At 49.5% G+C, this 23,426-nt stretch carries 27 protein-coding genes and 1 tRNA gene; 13 read left to right on the forward strand and 15 right to left on the reverse strand.

Annotated features, from left to right (window positions below; all coding sequences use genetic code 11):
- Window position 1 precedes the first annotated feature (1 nt).
- From ACKXGA_RS08060 to ruvC, 10 genes are all read right to left on the reverse strand, one after another.
- Window positions 2–697: a hypothetical protein gene (locus ACKXGA_RS08060; protein ID WP_423729253.1), complete on the reverse strand. Its 696-nt coding sequence runs from the start codon at window positions 695–697 to the stop codon at window positions 2–4.
- A gap of 186 nt (window positions 698–883) precedes the next feature.
- Entirely contained in the window at window positions 884–2,086 is a 1,203-nt protein-coding gene (locus tag ACKXGA_RS08065) for a DUF5711 family protein (RefSeq protein WP_423729254.1), read from the reverse strand.
- Complete coding sequence (truA, locus tag ACKXGA_RS08070; RefSeq protein WP_117477367.1) at window positions 2,083–2,832, reverse strand: tRNA pseudouridine(38-40) synthase TruA; 750 nt, start codon at window positions 2,830–2,832, stop codon at window positions 2,083–2,085. Before truA ends, ACKXGA_RS08065 begins: the two co-directional genes overlap by 4 nt.
- 104 nt (window positions 2,833–2,936) lie before the next feature.
- Window positions 2,937–3,752: an energy-coupling factor transporter transmembrane component T family protein gene (locus ACKXGA_RS08075; RefSeq protein WP_005934862.1), complete on the reverse strand. Its 816-nt coding sequence runs from the start codon at window positions 3,750–3,752 to the stop codon at window positions 2,937–2,939.
- Entirely contained in the window at window positions 3,746–4,666 is a 921-nt protein-coding gene (locus ACKXGA_RS08080; protein ID WP_005934863.1) for an energy-coupling factor transporter ATPase, read from the reverse strand. Before ACKXGA_RS08080 ends, ACKXGA_RS08075 begins: the two co-directional genes overlap by 7 nt.
- A 15-nt stretch (window positions 4,667–4,681) precedes the next feature.
- Window positions 4,682–5,521, reverse strand: a complete 840-nt coding sequence (locus tag ACKXGA_RS08085) for an energy-coupling factor transporter ATPase (protein ID WP_227612799.1) — start codon at window positions 5,519–5,521, stop codon at window positions 4,682–4,684.
- 243 nt (window positions 5,522–5,764) lie between these two features.
- Window positions 5,765–6,640 carry a class I SAM-dependent methyltransferase gene (locus ACKXGA_RS08090; protein ID WP_097771272.1) on the reverse strand — a complete coding sequence of 292 codons (876 nt, stop codon included), beginning with the start codon at window positions 6,638–6,640 and terminating at the stop codon, window positions 5,765–5,767.
- 29 nt (window positions 6,641–6,669) lie between these two features.
- On the reverse strand, window positions 6,670–7,725 hold the full coding sequence (gene ruvB / locus ACKXGA_RS08095) for a Holliday junction branch migration DNA helicase RuvB (RefSeq protein WP_005934866.1): 1,056 nt from the start codon (window positions 7,723–7,725) through the stop codon (window positions 6,670–6,672).
- Between the two features lie 3 nt (window positions 7,726–7,728).
- Window positions 7,729–8,337, reverse strand: a complete 609-nt coding sequence (gene ruvA / locus ACKXGA_RS08100; protein WP_156067035.1) for a Holliday junction branch migration protein RuvA — start codon at window positions 8,335–8,337, stop codon at window positions 7,729–7,731.
- A gap of 176 nt (window positions 8,338–8,513) precedes the next feature.
- On the reverse strand, window positions 8,514–9,026 hold the full coding sequence (ruvC, locus tag ACKXGA_RS08105) for a crossover junction endodeoxyribonuclease RuvC (RefSeq protein WP_005934868.1): 513 nt from the start codon (window positions 9,024–9,026) through the stop codon (window positions 8,514–8,516).
- A 223-nt stretch (window positions 9,027–9,249) separates the two neighbouring features.
- Here ruvC and ACKXGA_RS08110 point away from each other — a divergent pair.
- The 4 genes from ACKXGA_RS08110 to ACKXGA_RS08125 all read left to right on the forward strand — a co-directional run bounded on the left by ACKXGA_RS08110 (window position 9,250) and on the right by ACKXGA_RS08125 (window position 10,853).
- Window positions 9,250–9,325: transfer RNA gene (locus ACKXGA_RS08110), tRNA-Val, on the forward strand.
- A gap of 651 nt (window positions 9,326–9,976) precedes the next feature.
- A complete protein-coding gene (locus ACKXGA_RS08115) occupies window positions 9,977–10,210 on the forward strand; it encodes a hypothetical protein (protein ID WP_202183597.1) in 234 nt (77 codons plus the stop codon).
- A 42-nt stretch (window positions 10,211–10,252) separates the two neighbouring features.
- A complete protein-coding gene (locus ACKXGA_RS08120; RefSeq protein ID WP_423729255.1) occupies window positions 10,253–10,492 on the forward strand; it encodes a hypothetical protein in 240 nt (79 codons plus the stop codon).
- A complete protein-coding gene (locus ACKXGA_RS08125) occupies window positions 10,485–10,853 on the forward strand; it encodes a hypothetical protein (protein ID WP_423729256.1) in 369 nt (122 codons plus the stop codon). The genes ACKXGA_RS08120 and ACKXGA_RS08125 overlap by 8 nt, the downstream gene beginning before the upstream one ends.
- 1,022 nt (window positions 10,854–11,875) lie before the next feature.
- Here ACKXGA_RS08125 and ACKXGA_RS08130 read toward each other — a convergent pair.
- The 5 genes from ACKXGA_RS08130 to ACKXGA_RS08150 form a co-directional block, all read right to left on the reverse strand.
- On the reverse strand, window positions 11,876–12,007 hold the full coding sequence (locus ACKXGA_RS08130; RefSeq protein ID WP_423729257.1) for a hypothetical protein: 132 nt from the start codon (window positions 12,005–12,007) through the stop codon (window positions 11,876–11,878).
- A 52-nt stretch (window positions 12,008–12,059) separates the two neighbouring features.
- On the reverse strand, window positions 12,060–12,437 hold the full coding sequence (locus tag ACKXGA_RS08135; RefSeq protein WP_423729258.1) for a hypothetical protein: 378 nt from the start codon (window positions 12,435–12,437) through the stop codon (window positions 12,060–12,062).
- Window positions 12,409–13,119 (reverse strand): ABC transporter ATP-binding protein, encoded by a 711-nt coding sequence (locus ACKXGA_RS08140; RefSeq protein WP_212791821.1) that lies wholly within the window; start codon window positions 13,117–13,119, stop codon window positions 12,409–12,411. The genes ACKXGA_RS08135 and ACKXGA_RS08140 overlap by 29 nt, the downstream gene beginning before the upstream one ends.
- Entirely contained in the window at window positions 13,116–15,611 is a 2,496-nt protein-coding gene (locus ACKXGA_RS08145) for an FtsX-like permease family protein (protein ID WP_423729259.1), read from the reverse strand. Before ACKXGA_RS08145 ends, ACKXGA_RS08140 begins: the two co-directional genes overlap by 4 nt.
- Before the next feature lie 135 nt (window positions 15,612–15,746).
- Entirely contained in the window at window positions 15,747–16,139 is a 393-nt protein-coding gene (locus ACKXGA_RS08150; protein ID WP_423729260.1) for a hypothetical protein, read from the reverse strand.
- A 240-nt stretch (window positions 16,140–16,379) separates the two neighbouring features.
- Between ACKXGA_RS08150 and ACKXGA_RS08155 the strand changes: the two genes are divergently transcribed.
- The 9 genes from ACKXGA_RS08155 to ACKXGA_RS08195 all read left to right on the forward strand — a co-directional run bounded on the left by ACKXGA_RS08155 (window position 16,380) and on the right by ACKXGA_RS08195 (window position 23,347).
- Entirely contained in the window at window positions 16,380–17,078 is a 699-nt protein-coding gene (locus ACKXGA_RS08155) for a LytR/AlgR family response regulator transcription factor (RefSeq protein WP_371293035.1), read from the forward strand.
- 1 nt (window position 17,079) lies between these two features.
- Window positions 17,080–18,342: a GHKL domain-containing protein gene (locus tag ACKXGA_RS08160; protein WP_423729261.1), complete on the forward strand. Its 1,263-nt coding sequence runs from the start codon at window positions 17,080–17,082 to the stop codon at window positions 18,340–18,342.
- A gap of 347 nt (window positions 18,343–18,689) precedes the next feature.
- Window positions 18,690–19,265, forward strand: coding sequence for an accessory gene regulator B family protein (locus tag ACKXGA_RS08165; RefSeq protein WP_423729262.1), 576 nt, complete (start codon window positions 18,690–18,692; stop codon window positions 19,263–19,265).
- Between the two features lie 60 nt (window positions 19,266–19,325).
- Window positions 19,326–19,466, forward strand: coding sequence for a cyclic lactone autoinducer peptide (locus ACKXGA_RS08170; RefSeq protein ID WP_423729263.1), 141 nt, complete (start codon window positions 19,326–19,328; stop codon window positions 19,464–19,466).
- Between the two features lie 37 nt (window positions 19,467–19,503).
- Window positions 19,504–19,962 carry a hypothetical protein gene (locus tag ACKXGA_RS08175; protein WP_423729264.1) on the forward strand — a complete coding sequence of 153 codons (459 nt, stop codon included), beginning with the start codon at window positions 19,504–19,506 and terminating at the stop codon, window positions 19,960–19,962.
- A gap of 32 nt (window positions 19,963–19,994) precedes the next feature.
- Window positions 19,995–21,128 (forward strand): hypothetical protein, encoded by a 1,134-nt coding sequence (locus ACKXGA_RS08180; protein ID WP_423729265.1) that lies wholly within the window; start codon window positions 19,995–19,997, stop codon window positions 21,126–21,128.
- Complete coding sequence (locus tag ACKXGA_RS08185; RefSeq protein WP_423729266.1) at window positions 21,089–21,874, forward strand: hypothetical protein; 786 nt, start codon at window positions 21,089–21,091, stop codon at window positions 21,872–21,874. Before ACKXGA_RS08180 ends, ACKXGA_RS08185 begins: the two co-directional genes overlap by 40 nt.
- Window positions 21,871–22,776 carry a hypothetical protein gene (locus tag ACKXGA_RS08190; RefSeq protein ID WP_423729267.1) on the forward strand — a complete coding sequence of 302 codons (906 nt, stop codon included), beginning with the start codon at window positions 21,871–21,873 and terminating at the stop codon, window positions 22,774–22,776. The genes ACKXGA_RS08185 and ACKXGA_RS08190 overlap by 4 nt, the downstream gene beginning before the upstream one ends.
- On the forward strand, window positions 22,724–23,347 hold the full coding sequence (locus ACKXGA_RS08195; RefSeq protein ID WP_423729268.1) for an ABC transporter ATP-binding protein: 624 nt from the start codon (window positions 22,724–22,726) through the stop codon (window positions 23,345–23,347). The genes ACKXGA_RS08190 and ACKXGA_RS08195 overlap by 53 nt, the downstream gene beginning before the upstream one ends.
- The last annotated feature ends 79 nt before the right edge of the window (window positions 23,348–23,426 follow it).

Raw genomic sequence — 23,426 nt, forward strand, 5'->3', positions numbered from 1 at the left:
CTCAGACAAACGGGTTGAACACATTGAATACTTTATAGTAAAGGCTGCCGCTCATCACCGTGTCGTTGAGCATGGTGAGGTTGCCGCCGGTGATCACAATGAGCGCCCAGACCACGCAGAGCACCAGATAGATGTCCACAAGGCTGGCAATGCCGCCCACGCCCCAGCCCAGCCAGTGGTTCACTGCACCGATCACGGGCAGCTTGTTCACCAGCCCCAGCACCGTGACCAGCAGGCTGACCAGCATCCGCAGCAGGGCAAACGCCACAAAGAACAGCACCAGCGAGATCACCGGGGTCAGCAGCGGAGCCAGCACCTTCTGGACGATGGTATCCGCCAGTACAACGGCGTTGTCATTGAGGACGGCAGAGATGGAGCGCTCGCAGGCATCCACGATGGATGACCGGAACGCCTCGGGCAGAAAGCCCGCGTACCGCTGGGCAATGCCATCCAGACTGACGGCTCCCCCTGCGGCGATATTGGCAGCGATCTGGTCCCGGAAGCTTCCGGCGAGGAAGCGCTCGAACACCTGCCCGGCTGCCCAGCCCGAAAAGGCCCTGGCACCGAACAAACTGACAAGGCTGCCCGTCAGCTGCACCACCGAGGCCAGAAAGCCTTTGCGGGCATACCGGACGGCCAGCACCAGCCAGACCACCGTACATAGGATATCAAAAATAAATGACGGATTCTTGAACATACGTTTAACCTTATTCCGAACTGGCTCACCCTCTCAGTCACGACTGCCGTCGTGCCAGCTCCCCCAAAGGGGGAGCCAACGCTTCTGACAGGGGAAGCCACAAAATAAATTGCACTCTTTTTCCTCAAAGCCGCAATTGCCTCTCCCTTTGGGAGAGGTGGCAATGCGAAGCATTGACGGAGAGGTTTAGCTCTCAGGGATTTCCAACTTCTGCACCGTGTTGCCGCTGAACAGCAGCAGATCCTTGCTGTTGGCCAGCAATGCCTGCGGGCTGGTGTCAAGGTTCTGGCTCCACTGCTGGGTGCCGGACGCATCAAAACACTCCACGGCGTTATCGGCCAGCAGATAGAACAGGTTCCCCGCCCGGACAATGGAATTTGCCGCCGAGACAGCAGCGCTGAACTGGACGTTCAGGTTTTTGTCCAGCGTCACAGCCTGAGAGACCTGCCCCGATGCCAGCAGCAGGGCCACATTGCCTGCCGCGTCCACCGAAACATCCTTCAGCTCCGTGCCCGCAAAATCATAGACCGCACGCTCGCCGCCGCCCGCATTGTAGAGCACGGCCCTGGTATCGTAGACAGCCAGGATCGTGGAAGCGGAGGTCCACCCCAGCCACTGGGGCACGCCGCCCTGATTCACCAGACTGACGGGATCGCCCGATGCCAGATTGATGAGGTAGAGGTTGGTCATCACCTGTCCCCCGCTGACGGTGACGGCTGCCGCCGCCAGCTTCCGGCTGTCGGGGGAAAAGGCCATCCGCAGGGGGGTGCCATCGTTAGAGGTCATGCTCCAGCTGAGCTGCTGCTCCATGGAGGGGCTGTATACCAGCAGCTTTGCCATGCTGGTCTGGTCCTCCGTGACCACAGCCAGCGTGCCGTTGTCCGACATGGCGCAGAGGAAAATGCTGTTTTCCAGCTGCTTGGTGTAGAGGTTCTGGGTGCGGCTCTCCACCCGCAGCTCGTTTCCGGAGCGGTTGTAGAGGACAAAGCGGGTCTTGCCTGCGGCCAGCGCCGGGCGGGCATAGCCGCTCTGGATGTTGTTCAGCTTTTTGCCGGTGCGCGACCAGACCACACAGCCCTCGTCCCCCAGCTCCACAAAGCTGCCGGTCAGGGGGGCCATCTGCTCCAGCTCGGCCACACCGGTCTGCTGGGGCCAGCCGGAGCCGGGCAGCAGGGCAATGCGGGCCGTATCGGTCAGGTCCTTCAGGGCCGCCACCGAGCTGCCCGCGATGCCGGTGGCAAACAGCACCACCGCCGTCAGCAGCACCAGCAGCACCGCCGTGCGGCGGATGCGCCTGTTCCGCACACGCTGGCGGGCAGCTTCCAGATATTCGACCCGCCCTTCCGAAAGCGGCTCGTCACTCTCCGGACGGTTGCGATTTTTTCTCATAGGTCGTAGTCCACCTTCTTCAAAAATAGCCCCTTTGCGGGCAGCGTCGGCCCGGCCTGGCTGCGGTCCCGGCTGGCAAGGATGCCGGGGATGGCATCGGGCTGCATCCGGCCCGCCCCCACCTCACACAGGGTGCCTGCCAGAATGCGCACCATGTTATAGAGGTAGCCGTCCGCCGTCACCTCAATGTCCACCTCGTCGCCCTTCCGGGTCACATGGCAGTCGGTGATGGTGCGCACGGTATCTCCGTGGGCAGCAGCAGAGGAACCCGCCGCGCACAGGGCCAGAAAATCGTGCTTTCCCACAAACTGTTCCGCCGCCCTCTGCATGGCATCCACATCCAGCCGCCGGGGCACCCGGGTGTAATATTTTTCATCAAAAGGCGAATCGATGGGGTGGTTGTGGATGCGGTACAGGTAGGTTTTGGTATGGGCGGCATAGCGGGCGTGGAACTCCTCCGGCACCACCCGGGCGCACAGCACCCGGATATCCGGGGGCAGGTGCTGGTTGATGGCCAACGGCAGCTTTTCGGGGGGGATGCGGGTCTCCGCGTGGAAGTTCAGCGCAAAGCCCAGCGCGTGGACACCGGCATCGGTGCGGCTGCACCCCTTGATATCGGGGCGGCTGTGGAGCACCGCTTCCAGCCCATCCTGAAAGGTCTGGGCCACGCTCCGCCCGTTGGGCTGCACCTGAAAGCCGCAGTAGTTGGTGCCATCATAGGCAAGGGTAAGTAGATAGTTCTGCATGGAACTCCTTCCGTCACGGCTTTGCCGTGCCACCTCCCTCAAAGAGGGAGGCTATAAGGCCCCCTCCTCGAGGGGGCTGTCGCCGCAGGCGACTGGGGGAGTTTTTAAAAATTCGGGAACACCAGTCTCGAGCTCAGGATCACCATAAAGCAGACGATGCACACCGCCAGATCGATATAATCCTGCCGGGTGCAGCGCAGCACTTTCAGGCGGGTGCGGCCATCACCGCCGCGGTAGCAGCGGCACTCCATGGCCATGGCCAGCTCATCGGCGCGGCGGAAGGCCGAGATGAACAGCGGGATAAGCACCGGCACCAGCGCCTTGACGCGCTCCATCATGGAGCCGTTGTCCAGCATGGCACCGCGGGCTTTCTGGGCGTTCATGATCTTGTCGGTCTCTTCGATCAGGGTCGGGATAAAGCGCAGGGCAATGCTCATCATCATAGCCAGCTCATGCACCGGGAAGTGCAGCCTGCCCAAAGGCTTGAGCAGCTGCTCAATGGCATCCGTCAGCACGATGGGGCTGGTGGTATAGGTCAGCAGGCTGGTGCCCGCGATCAGTGCCATCACGCGCACCGCCATCAGGATGGCATAGCGCAGGCCTTCGGCGTAGATGTTCAGCACCCAGAAGTGCACCAGCGGTTCGCCCTCACCCGAAACAAAGAAGAGGTTGAGCACCGCGGTAAAGAGGATGATGGGCAAAATGGGCTTCAGGCTCTTGGTGATGAGCTTGAAGGGGATCTTTGCCACGCCGTACATGGCCACAAGGAACACAAGGGACAGCGTCAGGCCCAGCGGGTTAGACGCGGCAAACAGCAGGATGATGTAGACGATGGTCAGCACCAGCTTCATGCGGGGGTCAAACTTATGCACAAGGCTGTCGCCCGGGAAGTGCTGGCCGATGGTGATATCTCTCAGCATGTGGCAGCGCCCCCCTTCTTTGCATCCACACGGGGCAGCACAAGGCTTTCGCCTGCGTCCCGGCGCTTCTTGGCTTCCAAAATCATCTTGACGGCATAGGGCACGGTGTAAACATCCGCCGGGACATCCACCCCCATCTCCCGCAGCTTGAGGAAAATCTTTGTGACCTGCGGCACGCTCAGGCCCAGCGCCAGCAGCTCGGGCGCACGGGCAAACACATTCTCCACGGTGTCGTACATGGCGATCTTCTTGTTGCTCATCACCAGCACACGGTCGGCGTACTTGGCAATATCCTCCATGCTGTGGGAGACCAGCAGCACGGTGGTGCCGGTCTTTTTGTGGTACTCCTTGACCTCAGACAGGATCTCGTCCCGGCCCTCGGGGTCCAGACCGGCGGCAGGCTCATCCAGCACCAGAATGCGGGGCTTCATGGCCATCACACCCGCCACGGCCACCCGGCGCTTCTGGCCGCCGGACAGCTCAAAGGGGCTGCGCTGCAGCAGCGCCTCATCCAGGCCGACAAAGTCCGCTGCTTCATGCACCCGTCTGTCGATCTCGGCCTCGTCCAGCCCCATGTTTCTGGGGCCAAAGGCGATATCCTTATAGCAAGTCTCCTCAAACAGCTGGTACTCCGGGTACTGGAACACCAGACCGGTGAGGAAACGGAATTCCCGGATCTTTTCCGGCTCTGCCCACAGGTCGCGGCCATCGATGATGATGTGACCGCTGGTGGGCTTGTTCAGGCCGTTCATGTGGGTGATGAGGGTGCTCTTGCCGGAGCCGGTGGCACCGATGATGCCCACAAAATCTCCCTCTTCCACCTCAAAGCTCACGTCATCCAGCGCGGTGACGGCATTGGGCATTCCCGGGTTATAGACATAACTCAGGTGATCTACTTTGATAATGCTTCCCATCTTCCGTCCCCTCCCTTACTTCAAAAGCTCATACAGAGCCTGTGCGCACGCGCCGGTGTCGATGATGCCCTCGGGCATGGGGATGCCGGCCTTGACCAGCTCATCCCGCAGCTCGGCAGCCTGCGGCACATCCAGCCGCAGGGCGCGCACCTTTTCGGTCTGGCTGAACACCTCTTTCGGGGTTCCTTCCATGACCACATTGCCCTTGCTCATCACCAGCACGCGGTCGGCCTGAGCAGCTTCTTCCATATAGTGGGTGATGGACACCACCGTGATGCCCATGTTCTTGTTCAGATGGTGGATGGTCTGCATCACCTGCTCCCGGCCCCGGGGATCAAGCATGGCGGTGGCCTCGTCCAGGATCAGGCAGTCGGGCCGCATGGCAACCACGCCCGCAATGGCAACGCGCTGCTTCTGGCCGCCGGACAGGTTGTGGGGTGCACGCTCCCGGTACTCGTAGATGCCCGCCATCTTCATCGCTTCATCCACGCGGCGGCGCATCTCCTCCGGCGGCACGCCCAGATTTTCCAGCGCAAAGGCGACATCTTCCTCCACCACGGTGGCAACGATCTGGTTGTCCGGGCTCTGGAACACCATGCCCACGGTCTGGCGGATATCGTAGATCTTGCCCTCGTCTTTGGTGTCCATCCCCTCCACCAGCACAGTGCCGCTCTCCGGCAGGAGGATGGCGTTGAAGTGCTTGGCCAGCGTGGATTTTCCACAGCCGTTGGCCCCCAGCACTGCCACAAATTCGCCCCGCTTCACCTCAGCCGACACGCCGTTCAGGGCGTAGTCCGGCTGTTCCGGATCATAGCGGAACTTCAGATCTTTCGCAGTTAAAATTGTTTCTTCCATAGGTTTTCTCTTTCCGGTGGTGCGCCCTTCTCAAAAGGGCTGTACCCCATTCTTGGTTCTTCTTCATTTTTTCAGAATGGCTGCCGTCAGGACACTCCCCCAGTCTGCTTCGCAGACAGCCCCCTCTGAGATGGGGCCTCTGGCGCAACCGAGAAGTTTTCCGGCAAACGGTCAACGTTTCCGCCATGCCAAAGGCTCCCTCCCCGAGGGAGCTGGCACGGCGACAGCCGTGACTGAGGGAGTTCATTCTTCCCAAATGGCCGTTGCGCCGCAGGGCACAACGCCGCCGGTGGCGGAAACGGGCAGGCCGATCTCATCACAGCTGGTCTTGCCGCCAAAGCGGGGCACCAGCGTGGTCTTGAGCATATACTCCATGACCGCGGGGGACAGGCCGGTGGTATAGCTGTTGACCGCAAAGAAGAGGGGCGTGTCGCTCAGCACTTCCTCGCACTGGCTGATGAGCTCGTAGATGCAGTCCTCCAGCTTCCAGATCTCGCCGCCGGGGCCGCGGCCGTAGCTGGGCGGGTCCATGATGATGCCATCGTAGGTGTTGCCCCGGCGCTTTTCCCGGGCCACAAACTTGGCACAGTCGTCCACCAGCCAGCGGATGGGCCGGTCCGCCAGACCACTGGCCACAGCGTTGTCCTTGCCCCACGCCACGATGCCCTTGGAAGCATCCACATGGCAGACAGCAGCACCCGCAGCGGCACAGGCCAGCGTTGCGCCGCCGGTGTAGCCAAACAGGTTCAGCACCTTGACAGGGCGGCCTGCCGCGCGGATCTTTCTGGCGTACCAGGCCCAGTTGACAGCCTGCTCCGGGAACACGCCGGTGTGCTTGAAACCGGTGGGGCTGACGATGAGGGTCAGCTTGTCCTCGCCCTCACCGCAGGAGATCTTCCACTTCTCAGGCAGACGGCGGCGGTACTCCCACTCGCCGCCGCCCTGATTGGAGCGGTGGTAGACGGCATCGGCCTTGGCCCAGAGCGGGCTCTGTTTCTCGGTTTTCCACACCACCTGCGGGTCGGGCCGGATGAGGATGGTCTCTCCCCAGCGCTCCAGGCGGTTGCCATCGGTGGCATCCAGCAGCTCATAATCTTTCCAACTATCTGCAGGGCGCATAAGCGTCCTCCTTTCTCTCTTCAAACGGCTCAGAACAGGCTCTGCTGGCCGTTGTCCTCCGGGCTTCCGGTCTCGGGGGCTTTCAGGCCCAGGTGCTCATAGGCAAGGCGGGTGGCACAGCGGCCCCGGGGAGTGCGGGTCAGAAATCCCATCTGCATCAGGTAGGGCTCACACAGGTCCTCCAGCGTCACGGCCTCCTCGCCCAGCGCCGCCGCCAGCGTTTCCAAGCCCACAGGGCCGCCGTTGTACATCTCAATGATGGCGCGAAGCAGGCTGCGGTCCAGCTCGTCCAGACCCAGCGCGTCCACGTCCATCCGCTTCAGACTCATCAGGGAAACATCCCGGTCGATGATGCCATCCCCCAGCACGGTGGCAAAGTCGCGGACACGCTTCAGGAAGCGGTTTGCCACGCGGGGGGTGCCCCTGCTGCATTTGGCCAGCTCGTAAGCGCCCTCCGGGGTGATGGGCTGGTCGAGGATGCCCGCCGAACGCTGGATGATCCGGCTCAGCTCATCGGGGCTGTACAGCTCCAGCTTGAGCAGCACACCGAAGCGGTCCCGCAGGGGGCCGGTGATCTGGCCTGCACGGGTGGTAGCGCCCACCAGCGTGAAGCGGGGCAGGTTGATCCGGATGCTCTGGGCGCTGGGGCCCTTGCCGATCATAATATCCAGCGCGTAATCCTCCAGCGCCGGGTAGAGCACCTCCTCCACCTGCCGGGACAGGCGGTGGATCTCATCAATGAAGAGCACATCGCCCTCCTGCAGATTGGTCAGCAGGGCGGCAAGGTCGCCGGGCTTCTCAATGGCCGGGCCGCTGGTGATGCGGATCTGCACCCCCATCTCGTTGGCGATAATGCCCGCCAGCGTGGTCTTGCCCAGGCCCGGGGGGCCATAGAGCAGGATGTGATCCATGGGCTCGCCGCGCCGCTTGGCGGCTTCCAGATAAATTTTCAGGTTCTGTTTGACCTTGTCCTGTCCGATGTAGTCCTCCAGATGCTGCGGGCGAAGGCTGTTTTCCTCGTTGTCCGCCGCCGTTAAGCCGGGCTGCATCATTTTTGCGCCATAGAGCGCGGTTTCGTCCTGCATGGATTACCTCCTGCCTGCCATGCCCCGCAGGGCCAGCTTGATGATCTCTTCCACGGGAAGGCTTGCGTCGATCTTGGAAACGGCCAGGGCTGCTTCGCTCTGGCTGTACCCCAGCGAGACCAGCGCCGCAATGGCCTGCCCGGCTCCCTGTGCGGCGGGGGCGGCAGTGGCCGCGCCCACATCCTCGAGGTTGATGCCATCCACAAAGCCCTTTGCCACCTTATCCTTCAGCTCCAGCACGATGCGCTGGGCCAGCTTGGGGCCCACGCCGGATGCCGCCTTGAAGGCCTTGTGGTCGCCCGCCGAGATCGCCAGCGCCACCCGATCAGGCTCCATGACACTGAGAATGGCCAGACCCACCTTGGGGCCCACACCGGAAACGGCGGTCAGCAGCTCAAAGCAGCTCTGCTGCTCCTCGGTGGCAAAGCCATACAGGCTGATGTCATTTTCCGTCACGCTCATCACGGTGTAAAGGGTGGCTTCCCGGCCCACCCCGGGCAGTGCGCCCGCAACGCTGGTCGGGCACTGCACATAGTAGCCCACCCCGCCGCAGCTCACCACCACAGCGTTCAGGGTCTTTTTGATGATTTTTCCGGATAGACTGTAAATCATAGTTTTCCTCCAGCAGCCTTCCCCTCTCAGTCTCGCATTCGCTCGCCAGCTCCCCCAAAGGGGGAGCCAAAGCATCGAATTGGGCGGCTGCTACTGTACTCATCCACTGATACCAAAAGCCGCAATTGCCTCTCCCTTCGGGAGAGGTGGCAATGCGCAGCATTGACGGAGAGGGCTCAGATCGGCCCAACGCCCCTTCTTGCAAAGCGGTTCAGCTGGTTGCCGTTGGTATGGCAAAAGGTGATGGCCATGGCCAGTGCATCGGCGGTATCATCGGGCTTGGGCACAGCGGGCAGATGCAGCAGGATGCGGGTCATCTCCTGCACCTGCTTTTTCACGGCCTTGCCGTAACCGGTAACGGCCTGTTTCACCTGCATGGGGGTGTACTCGTAGATGGGGATGCCCGCCTGCGCCGCCGCCAGCAGGATGACCCCGCGGGCCTCGGCCACGCCGATCACAGTGGTCTGGTTGTGCTGGTAGAACAGCTTTTCGATGGCAAGCACCTCAGGCTGTGTCCGCTCGATGACCTCCCGGATGCCGGTATAGACCTCGTCCAGCCGCTGCTCAAACGGCACCCCGGCATCGGTGCACACGGCCCCGAAATCCACCGGTGCAAACCGGTTGCCCGCATAGTCCAAAACGCCCCAGCCCACAATGGCGTAACCCGGGTCGATGCCCAAAACTCTCATTCTGCGATACCTTTCCTATTATAATCAATGTATTATACCACAAACCGGCGTTCAGGGCAACGGAAACGCCTTGAGTCGGTTTACAAAATGTGCGCTGGGCGGCTGATTTTCCATTCCCGGCAAACCAGACTTCAAAAAGTTTGCAGAATTTTCAAAAAAGGGCTTGCTTTTTGCCCGGCGGTATGATATCATAATCAAGCTGATTGCGGCACAAACAGAATATGGACGGTTAGCTCAGCTGGTAGAGCATCTGCTTGACGTGCAGGAGGTCACAGGTTCGAGTCCTGTACCGTCCACCATACAGTTCGTACTCGAACCCGATTCTTTACGAAAAAGGGTTCGGGTACGTTTTTTGTTTGCAGGAGGTTCTGAGAAAGGACTACTCGGAACTGTAAACGAGCAAAGGCAGGGTATCATCGTTGGCGATGGTATCCTGCCTTTTTGTTTTGCGGGATCAAGTTCGCTTTGTGCGAACTTGGTCGTCCCCCCTATATGGCGCGTTTGGGGGTAATCGCTGCGTACGTGCGTACCGGGAGAGCGTGTACACCTCTGGCAAGGTGTAACACACTAGACTTTGTTCCAAAGTCTGTGTGCCAAGGGGCATAGCCCCTTTGGAATCCCTGCGGAGCGTGTACGCACGTACGCAGGAAAATGGCAAAATTTCACTATATCGGGGGTGTTCTTTCATTGGAGAGTATGGTATACTCGGCTTAGCCCAGTAAATCGGGATTGACCGAGCTCTTTGAGTGAGGGATACTTCTTATCCGAAGGGTACGAAGGTGTAATTGAGAATGATTAGAACAATCAGAATTGTTTTAATATGTCTTAGATGCAGAAGGTGAACAAAAAATTGCTTATACTGTGAGAAGTTCGCAGCATGTGGCATGACAGAGTAAAATTTTTAGCTATGAATTTACATATTAAGGTGTTCACTAAGGAGGATGTAGAAGATGATGTATAATAATTTTTCTATAGTTGATTATCAGAAATCCGAGGATGAAAATAAAGCTATTCAAAAACTGGCTGAACATAGAGACATTAAGCTGATGGTTAAAGAGATTGGCGAGAAATATGGAATAGATATTCAATCTACAGAAGGAAATTCACATTTGGGTGATTTTAGCTATCCCAAGGAAGATGAACAAAAGTTAATTGCTATTCTGGATAGGTATTTAAAAGATTAGCGCAGATAATAAATATTGGCAGATGATTGGAGGGAGCCGAGAATGGCTGAAAAAGGTTATGGAGAAATTAAAGCAAGAGCAAAAATTTTTCCAAGTGATATTGATAAATTCAGCGAGCAAGGGGTTGGCATAGCTTTAGTCCAAGCTAAAGCTTCTCCAAAAACGAAGCAAAGGGCTGAAGCAAAAGGGATAAAACTTTACGATGACCTTTCACCTGAAAAAGTTAAAGAAGTTCGTGAAAAAGTGAAAAAAGGGAAAGCTGGAGGTAACAACAATGCTTGATATTACATTTTTCAAAAAACAAAATAATGATAATTTTATTCCTTGTACAATAGAATTGTGTGATGAAGATTACAAAAAGCTAATTGTTTCAAATTTCGCAAAAAGATTTCACTCTGAAAAACAATGCTTAATAGTGGAAGAAGAAGAATACTCTATCGATGCTGTGTATTGTGATGCTCTTGTTTTGGAGGAAGCTAAAGAAATTTGTAATAGATTACTGTTTGAAGAACTTGAGAAAGTACAAAATTACTGTAGTAAAATTGAAGGAGAAACTATAAACAAAAGCAAGTTGAATTTTATGTTTGTACTGAGAGACGTGCTAAATAGTCTCGGCGAATGTCAGTATTTTTCATACGTTTGAAATAAAGGTGTTTTGTATAAACGTACAATCGGAATTTATTGAGGTGTTTAGAATGAAACAGAAAGTACCTATGATATGCAACATTGTGAGTCTCATTCTGTTAATTGTATTTGTTATTAAGAGCATCGTTGATTATACTCAATACTCAACATCGCTAAACTCTGCGCCTTTTTATTTGTGGGTGTTAGTAAATGCTTTGTTTTTGGTAATTCCTGCAATTATTTTGTTCGTTATTGGTTTCGTTGTAAAGAAGAAACAGTAAACAATTCCAGTTTGTCGTACTCGTTCCTAGCAGGGTTTGGGGCAGGCACGCCCCAACAAGAAGCTGTCCCAAAGGGGCAAGAATTTTCAAAAATTGAAAATTTGTGGCCACGGGACGATTCTTGCCCTCTACCGCTTCGCTCAAAACACGCTTTTGGTAATTGTTTCCGAATTGTTAAGACGCAAAAATAAGTAAAGGGTCACTGCTCGTATATAGAATTGCCGATTGACCCGAACGCAGTTCCTGCCCCTGTTTGCGCAGCGGCGTTTTCCGGCTCACCCACAGAAAGTGTGAGGTCACGGCACGATATCACGTTCAGACGGCTTATGAAGGATTCAAGGTACAGTATGAAGAAAGCCGGGCGCAGTGCGGACACGACAACCTGCTTCTTTCAAGTATCAGAATAACACTTTGAGGTTGTGCAGTAAACAACCAAAAACAAATTTTGGAAGATTGAACAACTACATAAGATTTTATTTGTAAAAAAGAAAAATACCGCCCACGCAGCGCAGCGATGATTTTGTCGGGTGAAGTAAGCGGCAAAATGAATCGGGTGTGTTGCGGGGCGGTAAATTCTTTCGCGGACTTTCCCTCACTGAAGTGGTGGGTCTCACGGTGATAACCAACCACTTTCTGCGGCTGTGTTCAGAGCGAACACGACCACATCTTGTGGAGAGATTCGGGCCACTCCACAAAATCAGTGGGATTTACAAGAAAAATACCACTGTATGTGAAAATCGTCAAGAGGGTTTTGGAAAATTTATGGCAATAAAGTGGAGAGAGTAGGACTTATTATAGCAAACAAAGGTGTTGGCATGGGCTTCTTGTCTTGCGATAAAACAAAATCATCATAGATGAAAATCTTGTTTTGTATCCAAATTCCTTTTTTCATGTTGCGCTTCTCCTTTCAGGATCTGCCCATCTTCAATTTGAATGATCTGCCTTTATACGCCGCTATTCCCGCGAGAACTGACGCTCATTGGCGGTGTTGCACTATAAAAAGCTTTGCCGTTTACGGTGCCCTGCGTCATGCCAATCAAATCGATCAACTGATCCTCAGAATATGGAATCTGACAGTTTTTCAACTTCTTGGAGTTGCACGAATAGATTCCATCTAACAGAGTGATCACCCCCATCCGCTCCAGACTTGCCAGCATTTTTCCAAGTTCTTTTCGGTCACATTTTATCCCTTTTTCCGAAATGACCGTTACAATCTGGGATGCCGACAATGTTTTTTCAGTTAGCAACATAGCCAATGCAAGCTTGGCTCCTTTTAAGTAGTAGGGGACGATTTTATTGCGTATCCAAATTCCCTTTTTCATGTTGCGCTTCTCCTTTCAGGATCTGCCCATCCTCGATCCGAATGACTTGCTGCGCCTTCTGCGCAATTTCCGGGTTGTGCGTAACAACGATAAGCGTTTGCCCGAACTCCGCAGCACATTCCATCAACAGCCGCATCGTATCCTCGCCCGTCCGCGTATCCAGATTTCCGGTAGGCTCGTCTGCGAAAACGATGCGGGGTTTTGCGATGAGTGCACGGGCGATTGCCACACGCTGCTGCTGTCCGCCGGAAAGCTGCGCAGGGCGGGAATGCAGTTTGCCCGCAATACCCAAGATCCCGGTCAGCTTATGGAGCATCTGTTCATCCGGTGCTCTATGGTCCAGATAAAACGGGATCAGAATATTATCCCGCACCGTGTACTCCGGGAACAGGCGGAAATCCTGAAAAATAAAGCCGATCTTTTGCCGCCGCACCTGTGCCAGCTGCTCCGCATTCATCGCATAAATATCCTGACCGTCCAGCAGCACCTTACCGGTGGTGGGTGGCAAAAGTCCTCCCAGAATTTTCAGAAGCGTGGATTTTCCGCTGCCGCTGGAACCGATGATGGACGCAAATGTACCGTTTTCAAGGGTCAGGTCGCTATTTCTGAGGGCGTGAACCGCGCTTTCCCCTTCCCCGTAGGTTTTGGAGATCTGCACGGCTTCCAGAATTTTATCTTTCATAAGATATCCCCCTTGGATGCTTTTTTACGAATAAAGGAGAAGATCGGCAGCAACGCTGCGGACAACCAAAACACCATCAGCAGAATGCTGACCATGATCTGACTTCCCACAGGTTTATGGAATACATACACCCGTCCGCTTGTATGGATACGGATCAGGTCGAGAATGCTCTGGATCGGAACGATACGCGAAACTGCCGCATAGACAACGATATTCACAAGCAGCGTCGTCCCAACGATGACCGGGAGCAGCAGCTTTGCATAGGATAGCACCAGTTTTTTCGGGGAAACGCCCAGCGTCAGGAGAAGCGACAGCCGCTGCTGCTGGACTTCATAAGCCGAAAGATTCAAAACCACCAGTAGCGCACACCCCAGAAGGGCTCCGAATACCGCAAGGATGCCGACAAGGAAAGCGCTCTGTGTGCCCTCGGTGTAGCTCTGGCTAATCAGATCGTAGTTATCTGCACGCAGGATACCATTCCTGCGCGTTGCAATGGAGGAAATAGACCGCCGCAAAGAGAAATTGCTGCCAGCAGACAGTTTCACGTTCAGGCTGCTGTATCCTTCCTTTTCCATAAAGAAACTTCCTGCGCTCTCAAACATTTTATGGTAAAGAGCCGTACTGACAAAAATCGTGCCGCTGAAAAGGAGCCGGTCTGTTGTCAACAGCGTGTAGCTGTTCGCAGACTTTACGACCCCGGCAATGGGCAGCTGGGCTGTATACGTCCGGTAGACCTCATTCCCGGCTTCATCCTGCCCGGTATAACGCCGGTATTGGATGCTCAACTTGTCTCCGGCCGCAAAAACCGGTTCAACCAACGTACTGCCATCCGGTTGGAAGCCCTGATAATATTCATCCGCAGCGGGGTCATAATAGCAATCTCCCCACAGGGTCAAAACAGAATCCCCTGCCAGCAGCGTCTCTATTTCCTCGTCCGAAACGCCGGCATCTGCAGCAATGCGGCGTAGTTCATCATCCGGCAAAGCACAGACTGTCGTATTTAGTGTTCCTTTTGAGGCATTTTGCATTAAACTCGGGATGTCCGTATAAAAGCCGTTGTCCTTGACTCGAATATCGGCAAGCATCTGGCTGGACTGGATCTTGTCTGATGTCACGGTATAGATATCGGTCAGATCAATTGCAGCGGAAACCTCTTCCACACCGGGCAATGCAGCGAGGTCATCCTTTAAAGAAAACGGCATCCCGGAGGTTCCGTTCATCTTGATGGACAGACAGGCATACGGTGCATCCAGATCATACGGCAGCATGACACGCCAGCCGACATACAAACAACTGACGGCGATCAGCAATACCGCGCAGCCGACACCGATCTGCGGTGCAAGCGGCAGCTGTGCCAAGCGGAATTTTTTTGCAGGCTTCTCTTTGGGTTTTGCGGTCTGCGGGCGAACCAGCACCGCAGGCAAAAGTGCGCCCAGCAGTACGGAGAGCAGAAACAGCACCGCCAGCGGCACAAGAGATGCAGCGGGGACTGCAAAGAACAAAAGGTGCTTTTGCAACCCCAGACCGACGGCAGCGGCACCGCAGCCCAGTGCAAACCCTGCAGCAACTGCTGCAAGCCCGGCAAAAAGCGCTTCCCACAGGCACATGAGCCGGAGATCCCGATTCTTAGCCCCCAGCGTCAGGAAGGTATTGATGGTATGTACACGCTTGTGCAGAACGATCAGGAAATACTGCGCCACTGCAAAAAAGCTGACCAGAATCGCTGCGACCAGTAAAAAGCGCAGGGAGAACGAGACGGTATCCTCCTGCGGGTAGGCATACTCGTTTGCCACTAAAGCAGGGTCGGTCGAAGCGGTCACGGGTGCGGTTGTATTCAGGTAATAAAACGTCTGGAATTTCTGTCCGTCCAAGGCAAGCGGCTCTGTCACAATGCCGCTGACGGTCAGATTGCCGTTCAGATTCCAATACACATCATAGGCAGGCAAAACACCGCACAGGGTATAGGCCTTTTCCATCACTGTGCCGGAGCCTGCCAGCGGGTCGTAATCATTGGCAGCCACCTTCAGCGTGACCGTCTGCCCTACGTCATAGGAGCAGCCCAGCGCATCCAGCAGCGTCGTCGTCATGGCGATCTCATCGGGCTGCATGGGAAAATTACCGCTGATCGGCACGATACGTCCCAGCTGTGCAAAGATATCGTCTACCGTTCCGATCCCGCCCGCCACGCTATCGTCTGCACCGAGAACGATTCCATTCTGGATCACTGTGCTGACCTGTGCGGATGCGGGCAAGGTGTTTTGTGCCTGTGCAGCGTCCGCAGCAGTATCCGACAAACGCAGGTACTGCCATTTGCCATATAACTCACAGCGGGTGTCCTGCAATGCCTGTGCAGAACTGACGGAGTAGATCACCGCCGCCGTCAGGAACGAGAAAACCAGTGTCAGCAAAAGCAGCAATAGGCTGGTCTGCTTCTTGCGGCCAAGCATCCCATGAAACGCCAGAATGATAGATGGACTTTCTTTGATTTTCATAAGGCATCCTCGCTGCAGGATAGTCAAACATCCTTAATAAAAAACTGTCTGCTCACAAATGCCTGTGAGCAGACAGAAAGTGATTGCTGGTTATATTATTGTATCAAGCACCACTATCTGCTTTTACAGATATTTTTAGCTATGCCATGTGTATTCGGTTGTGTAGTAATATTCACCGCACTTAGTGCAACGATGGATGTAGTCCTGCGCATGGCCAAACATTCCGCTTGAAGAATCGTACACCTCGCGAGGACTGCCAACAGGGGAAGTAATATAGTTATGGTCACAAGCCGGATAAACATCAGCAGGTTCAACCGGATCCACAATGCCTGCTTCGGGCGAAATTTCCGGAATGGCTTTCTCCAGAATGGTATCCGCTTCCATATCAGCTTCGCTCATAGCCATGTCAGGTTCAGAGGATACTTCTTCCATGGCAGTATCAGGCTCCAGTGCAAAAGAAGAAATTGACAGGCAAGCAACCATAGCAAACAACGCAAAGAGCGTAAAAATCTTTTTTAACGATTTCATAGCTATTCCTCCCAGATAAGTTTTCTGCTCTGAGTGTGTCATAATGGTCACAAGGTCTGCATGGGACTCACCTCACCTAGTACATCTTTGTCTTAAAAGTATCATACAATCAGAAAAACACAAGAGCCTTGGCACGAACGGTTTGATTTATGGCAGGAACGGTCGAGTCGATGCCTTGATGATTGTAGATTGAACGCTTATAATAGTTGTAAACACAAAATCTAACTGGAGGATCTTCAGATGGCAAAATATACGGTCGCGGTCTGCGATGATGAAAAAGAAGATTTAAGTTTCATCGTAAGAAAAATCACAGAATACGACACTCACCAGCTCTTTGAAATCAAAACCTATACAGATGGAGAACTACTTTTTGACGAATTAAAATCACAAAAAACATCCATTGACCTCTTGCTTTTGGACATAGAAATGCCATCCAATGGATTTCAACTTGCACGAACTCTACAAGCTTTGCCAAAGCATCCAATGGTGATTTTTGTAACCAGACAGCATGAGTATGCCGTTCAAGGTTATGGAATAGCTTTTCGCTATTTGACAAAACCATTAAATGACCTATTGTTTAAATCCGCAATGGATGCGGCAACTCAAGAACTTGCATCACGTCGATTCCTTGTTGAATGTGATGGTGGAACATTATCACTGGAAACTGCAAATATTTACTATATTGAAAGTTATGGCCATACAATTTTAGTTCACAGCAAAGGTAAAGACTTTCAGCTTCGGATGAATATTCAAGATGCAGCCAAGCAGCTTCCCAAACGTTGCTTTACAGCACCCCATAGGTGCTATCTCGTTAACATGGAACACATCCTTTATACTTCATCAGACGAAATCATGCTTTCCAACGGGGCAAAGCTGCCTATTAGCCGAAGGAAACGTCAGGAATTCAATCAAGCGTTTAACACATATTTAGGACGGTAAAATGTATTATTTTATAGAATTAGCCGGAAGTGTTACAAACATTGCACTGCTCAGTCTGTTTATGAGTCGATTGTTTGTGCGAAACAAGATTCAAAGCAAATGGTACTTCGCCTTTCTTATTTTACTATGCACAGGACAGTGCGTTCTAAGTCTTTTTCCGAATTGGGTGATACCGAGGACGCTTTACTTACTGCTTGGAGGTTTTTTACTAGCAAGGCTGTTCTATGAAGTTCAGACTTGGCCAGCGGCTTTCGCAAGCGGTTCATTTTTTGTCTTGGGTTCCGTGGTAGAGATTCTTGCGATGTTATTGATTGGCGTTCGTCTGCCAGATACAGATCTTTTAATGCAGGCCGGAGCAGCGCGAGTGATTTATGTTGTGTTCTCTAATCTGATTCAAATACCACTTCTTATTTTAGTGTCGCATTTTTTCAACCGCGAAGAAAGTGATTTACGGATTGTATGGCTTCTTCCTCTAATCAGTATTCAACTTGCAAGCATCTCCGTGTGCTATGTTGTACAGTGCCATGCAGCAGATAAAGACTTTCCGGACTATATGGTTTTCTTCATGGCCGTCCTGCTTTTTGTGAATATTATGATCGTTTTCTATGTGGAAGCCCTGCGGAAAAATGAAAAAGAAAAGTATTTGGCAGAACTAACAGAACAGCACTATCATTTACAAATAGAGTACTATCAGCAACTTCTGGAAAAGCAGCAGGAAACAAAGGCCCTTTGGCATGACATTAAAAAATATACCGCCGCAATGCAAGCGGTTGCAGCGCAAAATGACTCTGAACAACTCCGTCAGATTGCTCAAGCAGCTGAGGATGCTTATGAACGTGTGAAAGACATCTCTGCTGTTGGTAATCCTGTGGTCGATGCTTTACTAAATCAATATCTCCGTTCTGCAAAAGAAAATCAGATTCAAGTTCTTTTGGATATAACAATTCCAGAAGTTCTTGCTATCTCAACATTGTTGTTAAGCGTTGTTATTGGTAATACATTCGATAATGCAATTGAAGCTTGCCGACTTATCGCCCCAGAAAAACGGGTGATTCACTTGCAACTACGAAAACAGAACCGAATCCTGTTTTACAGTATCGAAAATCCATATATAGATGCTGTTACCCAGCTGCGCGTAGGGAAGCACCATGGTTACGGGTTGAAAAATGTAGAACGTGCCGTGAATCAAAATAACGGGAATTTTCAGGTGGAGAAAAGTAAGGGACTCTTTGTTATACAGATTCGTTTGAATTGTGAAAGCTAAAGTAAAAACCAAATACTAGATTTGACTTCTTTAAAAATAAGATTGTTTTTGTTTCCTACTGTATCGTTGTGCTGTTGAGCCCTTTTTGATGGGTTACTGACCATTCGTGCCAAAAAGCCGACCATTCATGACAAAGGGATTGCTTTAGTATAAAATTATGGTAATATCAGCTAAACATATATTGATAATTTAATTGATTTCTCGAACGAAATTTAAAAAATCTAAAATCACACCTGCTATCTACTCGTTTAGTTAAAAGAATGGTTTTTATTAACTTCTTGTGAACAGACGGGCATCCGACAAACCAAGAAGGATGCCCGTCTGTTTCTTTATTGATGGAAAATTATATGTTAGAACGTGTTCTCTCTCAAAAAATTGTTAAACGACTATGTGATCATGGAATTGTTGACAGTGCGGAATCAAATGCGTATGTATATGCCTATGAACTATTGATTTCATCCGTGATAAGCGTCCTCATTGTCTTTATATTATCATATATTTGCGGAAATGTGTGGTATTCAGTGTTTTTTCTTGTTGGATTTATTCCACTCCGGATATATATAGGTGGCTACCATGCGTCTTCGCATTTTAATTGTTATTTGGCCTTTTCTTCGGCCTTTCTAGCAAGTGTTATCTTGAGCTGTCGAATCAAAGCAACATATAGATTTCGCTTGATAACGACTTTTATACTATTTACAATTGCATTTTTGTGTGCTCCCATTGAAGCAGAAAATAAACATCTTACAGTGGAGAAACGCGAAAAGTATAGATTTATTGGTATTTGCTTAGCAGGTTTTGATGTTATACTTGCCGCAATTAATATTGTGCCATACTTGAAGTTTGCAACTGTTTACTATTTTTCAAAGTGGGCAGTGGTTGTGTTTGCACTCATCCCATGTTTTACCAGAAAAATCCGAAAGTAAATTCGGCTTCCTTTTGGGATGACCGATTTTCTAATAAATATAAAGAAAGGAGGTGGCAAAATGAAAAAAATAGTGTATTGGCTGAGCAGGCTCACTTGCATTATTGCAATGGGAATGGCCGTAGCAAGTGTAAATAGCACTTGTTTCTTTACTGCATATCAGCCAGACATTCCGGAATCTTTGGAAAAGTTTGGTTCATAACAAGATTATACTATTTGGGCAAGAAAGGAGCTATCTCATGAAGAAAGTTTTTCTGAAAGTTTTCGCCGTAGTTGTTTTGGGGTGCTCGATTGCATCAATGTGCATTGGTGCAGCAGCAGAAAATTCCATCAAGCGAAATGCCAATCGTGCTGCGATGAACTGGTACGCATTTCAACTTTATGTTGGAACGGACGATGACAATGCAATGACTGATCCGGCACTGAGAGACGAAGATTTAACACAAGAAACATATGCAAATGCAGGTTTTACAAAACTTCAAAATGCAGCAAACTCCTTGAATTTCCGGGTATATAAGGTGAATCCTGTAAATGGGGCTATGCACCTTGCAACAAATTCATGTGCTATTACTAGCAATTCGACAACGCAAATTCAAATGAATTACACAAGCCAGTATTTAACGACACAAGGCTGGTTTGCTATGTATGGCTGGACAACTAAAAATGATTGCGTAGCAGAAGGATATTGGGCTCCGTAAAATATTTTTCGTGTATAGTGGGAGGGACACCTGTGGGGATTATATCTGATATGTTTCAGCATCGAATGAAAAGTATTATAGTGCTTTCATTGTCGATGACAGTTGTATTATTACAGACGGGTTGTTCTTTCAAAAACAACGATCAAGCATCAAATTCTATTCCGCAGAAATTATGCGATAATGTTGTTGTATCAGCGAAGCCAGATATTGGAACGCAGGTGACCCTCCCTACTTATACTGCTATAATTGGAGAAAAAAGTGAAAGTTATATCAACGCATTCTTTTCTGATTCTAAAAAAATAACATTTTCAGAACTTGATGATGGAACCGATATTATTAGGTCGGAAAGTGCAAAATTAAGTACGCATGCTGCTATTGCCATGGAGTATTATAAGCTTGATTCAAAAAACAATGGAGAAAAACTTTTTGATAATTATAGCCTGTTTTTTAGCGTTTTTGGGGCAATGTATGATGAAACTCATATACGGCCTTCTGGAGCACATTATAATTATATTCCAGATGCACTAAACTCAACTGATGATTTACAGTTTCAGACAATTGAAGAAACGAAAAGAGCTGTTGACAAACAAATGCAACGGTTTGATGGATATAATTTCACGGCGTATCGAACAGAAGTTATTACAAATGAGGCGTTGCAAAAAATTTATAAGTCACAGAATTTAAAGGAATCGTCTATTAACGCAGGGCTGACAATTACAGATGATTGGCTTGAATCTGCCAGTGGATATAGATTCTTCTATTCAATGAATATTGAAAGCTATCCAATTTATAGAGATAGCCAGATATTAAAAGTCAAGACAACTTCAGAAGGAAATCCAATAATTTGCCCAGAAACAGAATTGTTTGTAACAAAAGATGGCTTGATTTATGTTTATATGAAATCTCCTATTAGTGATTTTCAACGGAGTAATAAAAACGTAACAGTTATAAATGCTTCAATTGCTTGCGAAAGTATAGCCACCTACTTTGAAAATTTAATCTTGAGTTCTGATAATTCTGTTGATATTTATAAAATTCAACTTGAATATGCAGCCTGCCGACAAAATGAAAGTATAGAATTAAAACCCGTGTATGCGTTCTATTATACACAGGGAGGAAACATTGGATGTCTTTTAGTCAATGCACAAAACGGAAAACTTCTATAAATCAGGTGACAACTAATCTTATCATATCCGACCTTTTTTCGACAACATGGATAACTTCGGTATTGCGAAGTACGATAGTTTCTATTTTGTTTGTATTTATTGGAAATGGAGAAGATGTAATAGTTGCATTACAGATGCCAAAAACATTTGATAGTGTAATGTTGATGTACTATGTTCTGGATACAGGATTTTTATTTCAGCTTTGTATTGTTTTAGTTGCAGCATATAGTTCAACGTTATATATTAGGGACAAAGAAAACAACTTTATACTTAACTTGCTATTAAGAATTCCATGTAAATATTATTTAGTGGCACGAGGGTTACAGTGCTTTATATCTGCTTTTGCAGGAACAGGCATACTATGCGTTGTAATGATATTGATATGGTGTGTTTTCTTGCCTGTTGGCTCTCTAAAAGTATTAATATATTTAACCATTGAAACTTCGATTGTTGTAGCATTTTGGTGTGAATGTGGATTGACCTTATCGGTGTTTGTGCCAAACCGTTTTGTTGCTCTAACAAGTCCATTTGTTTTGCAGTACATTATAGGTAGAATTTGTTTTTCTTTCTTGCCAGAAAATTTAAATCCAACTTTATACCTATGCGGAAATCTTTTGGCGTTTGCAGATGACACTTCAAAGCTAGTGGTTTTGATGCAAGGAATTGCTTTGTTTGGCGGAGCGACATTTTTTGTTCTGCTTATATTTTTGGTTAAAGCAAGCAAGGAGATAATGGCAGGAAAATGAAAAATTACCTTTATCGTGGATTATTATATGGATGGCATAATTTTCGCTCATGGGTTATAGATCTACGTACCATTTGCGTGTTTCTATGTGTTATGATTTTTTTATATGAAAATATTTTGGGAGTGGCAACATTTGCAAATAGCTATAATTTGGGATTTACGCCATGGCTGCTTCCTTTTATGGCCACTACAAGAATTGTAGACTTGGTCTTATGGCTGGCACTTCTTCTTTTGTTGTGCGATCTTGGAGTGGAAAAAAGATTTGATATATATGTTCAACTACGTTTGCCAGTATGGGCACTTCGCATTGGAAGATTATTCGCTGCATTTCTTAGGGTTTCTTTTTTTTGGGCAGTCGTTTCAGCCAGTCCAATTTTTCTGTTTTTTAGATACATTGAATGGAATTCGCACTGGGGAAAGGTTATTGGAACTTTGGCACGTGATATACCAGAAAATCTACTTGGAACTTACTCCATCCGTTTCTCATCAATGATTGTCAATCGTTACTCTCCCACATTCGCAACACTTATATGTTTTTTCTTAAGTATTCTAGAGGGCTGGATTTTAGGAATTATTATTTTAATAGGTAATGACATCTACAAAAAAATATTTCTAGGTTCATCGATTGCAGGCTTTTTTGTTTTACTTGATTTTTGGGTAAGAACCGATCCTTTAGCATGTAGTCGATGGCTTCGATTCTCATTTATTACTTTTCACAATTTGCGTTGTATAAGTTCTATACCTAAAATAGGGTATATTACACTAGAATGGGCTGTTGGATTTTGTATCATTAGCGCATTAGCATTAGCAGCCTTTTATATTTTTCAGAAATTCTTTTCTGGGGTGAAATATGCTTCTGATAAAAAATTTATGCAAGTCATTTGGGAAAACACAAGTCCTTGACAACATCAATCTTAGTTTAGATTGTGGAAAAGTACACGGCTTTATTGGAAGAAATGGTTCTGGCAAGACTGTTCTTTTTAAATGCATTTGCGGACTTCTTCCATATGATTGCGGACTTATAGAACTTGATGGAGTTCCTGTTTGTTTTTCAAAACCGCAATTCACTAAAATTGGAGCTCTAATAGAATCTCCAGGGTTTCTTGAAGATCGGTCAGGATATGAAAATTTAAAGCTTCTTGGAAAATTAAGTGGAGTCAATCCAGATGTAGCATATTTTATGAAGTGCGTGGGTCTGGATGAGGCGAGAAATAAAAAAGTTGGACATTATTCATTAGGTATGAAACAACGTCTTGGAATTGCGCAAGCGATTATGGAACAACGTCCATATTTGATTTTGGATGAACCAATGAATTCTTTAGATGAAACAGCGGTTGAGATTGTACGAAATCTTATTTTAACCCAAAAAGCAAAAGGTGTAACGGTTTTAATTGCAAGTCATTATAAAGAAGACATAGAAATGCTGTGCGATACTGTAACATTATTAAAAGACGGAAAAATTGGGAATTCATAATGCTTGAATAAATTACTGAATTTAAAACAAGACATAATATTCACTACGTTATTTAAGGGAGTATAGAATACTTAAATAA

The sequence above is a fragment of the Faecalibacterium hominis (ex Afrizal et al. 2022) genome (assembly GCF_049545105.1).
Taxonomy (GTDB): domain Bacteria; phylum Bacillota; class Clostridia; order Oscillospirales; family Ruminococcaceae; genus Faecalibacterium; species Faecalibacterium duncaniae.

Excerpts from the sequence above, each read along its gene's own strand:
- ACKXGA_RS08060 (WP_423729253.1), bottom strand. The coding sequence starts at position 697 with ATGTTCAAGAATCCGTCATTTATTTTTGATATCCTATGTACGGTGGTC.
- ACKXGA_RS08065 (WP_423729254.1), bottom strand. The coding sequence starts at position 2,086 with ATGAGAAAAAATCGCAACCGTCCGGAGAGTGACGAGCCGCTTTCGGAA.
- truA (WP_117477367.1), bottom strand. The coding sequence starts at position 2,832 with ATGCAGAACTATCTACTTACCCTTGCCTATGATGGCACCAACTACTGC.
- ACKXGA_RS08075 (WP_005934862.1), bottom strand. The coding sequence starts at position 3,752 with ATGCTGAGAGATATCACCATCGGCCAGCACTTCCCGGGCGACAGCCTT.
- ACKXGA_RS08080 (WP_005934863.1), bottom strand. The coding sequence starts at position 4,666 with ATGGGAAGCATTATCAAAGTAGATCACCTGAGTTATGTCTATAACCCG.
- ACKXGA_RS08085 (WP_227612799.1), bottom strand. The coding sequence starts at position 5,521 with ATGGAAGAAACAATTTTAACTGCGAAAGATCTGAAGTTCCGCTATGAT.
- ACKXGA_RS08090 (WP_097771272.1), bottom strand. The coding sequence starts at position 6,640 with ATGCGCCCTGCAGATAGTTGGAAAGATTATGAGCTGCTGGATGCCACC.
- ruvB (WP_005934866.1), bottom strand. The coding sequence starts at position 7,725 with ATGCAGGACGAAACCGCGCTCTATGGCGCAAAAATGATGCAGCCCGGC.
- ruvA (WP_156067035.1), bottom strand. The coding sequence starts at position 8,337 with ATGATTTACAGTCTATCCGGAAAAATCATCAAAAAGACCCTGAACGCT.
- ruvC (WP_005934868.1), bottom strand. The coding sequence starts at position 9,026 with ATGAGAGTTTTGGGCATCGACCCGGGTTACGCCATTGTGGGCTGGGGC.
- ACKXGA_RS08115 (WP_202183597.1), top strand. The coding sequence starts at position 9,977 with ATGATGTATAATAATTTTTCTATAGTTGATTATCAGAAATCCGAGGAT.
- ACKXGA_RS08120 (WP_423729255.1), top strand. The coding sequence starts at position 10,253 with ATGGCTGAAAAAGGTTATGGAGAAATTAAAGCAAGAGCAAAAATTTTT.
- ACKXGA_RS08125 (WP_423729256.1), top strand. The coding sequence starts at position 10,485 with ATGCTTGATATTACATTTTTCAAAAAACAAAATAATGATAATTTTATT.
- ACKXGA_RS08130 (WP_423729257.1), bottom strand. The coding sequence starts at position 12,007 with ATGAAAAAAGGAATTTGGATACAAAACAAGATTTTCATCTATGATGAT.
- ACKXGA_RS08135 (WP_423729258.1), bottom strand. The coding sequence starts at position 12,437 with ATGAAAAAGGGAATTTGGATACGCAATAAAATCGTCCCCTACTACTTA.
- ACKXGA_RS08140 (WP_212791821.1), bottom strand. The coding sequence starts at position 13,119 with ATGAAAGATAAAATTCTGGAAGCCGTGCAGATCTCCAAAACCTACGGG.
- ACKXGA_RS08145 (WP_423729259.1), bottom strand. The coding sequence starts at position 15,611 with ATGAAAATCAAAGAAAGTCCATCTATCATTCTGGCGTTTCATGGGATG.
- ACKXGA_RS08150 (WP_423729260.1), bottom strand. The coding sequence starts at position 16,139 with ATGAAATCGTTAAAAAAGATTTTTACGCTCTTTGCGTTGTTTGCTATG.
- ACKXGA_RS08155 (WP_371293035.1), top strand. The coding sequence starts at position 16,380 with ATGGCAAAATATACGGTCGCGGTCTGCGATGATGAAAAAGAAGATTTA.
- ACKXGA_RS08160 (WP_423729261.1), top strand. The coding sequence starts at position 17,080 with ATGTATTATTTTATAGAATTAGCCGGAAGTGTTACAAACATTGCACTG.
- ACKXGA_RS08165 (WP_423729262.1), top strand. The coding sequence starts at position 18,690 with ATGTTAGAACGTGTTCTCTCTCAAAAAATTGTTAAACGACTATGTGAT.
- ACKXGA_RS08170 (WP_423729263.1), top strand. The coding sequence starts at position 19,326 with ATGAAAAAAATAGTGTATTGGCTGAGCAGGCTCACTTGCATTATTGCA.
- ACKXGA_RS08175 (WP_423729264.1), top strand. The coding sequence starts at position 19,504 with ATGAAGAAAGTTTTTCTGAAAGTTTTCGCCGTAGTTGTTTTGGGGTGC.
- ACKXGA_RS08185 (WP_423729266.1), top strand. The coding sequence starts at position 21,089 with ATGTCTTTTAGTCAATGCACAAAACGGAAAACTTCTATAAATCAGGTG.
- ACKXGA_RS08190 (WP_423729267.1), top strand. The coding sequence starts at position 21,871 with ATGAAAAATTACCTTTATCGTGGATTATTATATGGATGGCATAATTTT.
- ACKXGA_RS08195 (WP_423729268.1), top strand. The coding sequence starts at position 22,724 with ATGCTTCTGATAAAAAATTTATGCAAGTCATTTGGGAAAACACAAGTC.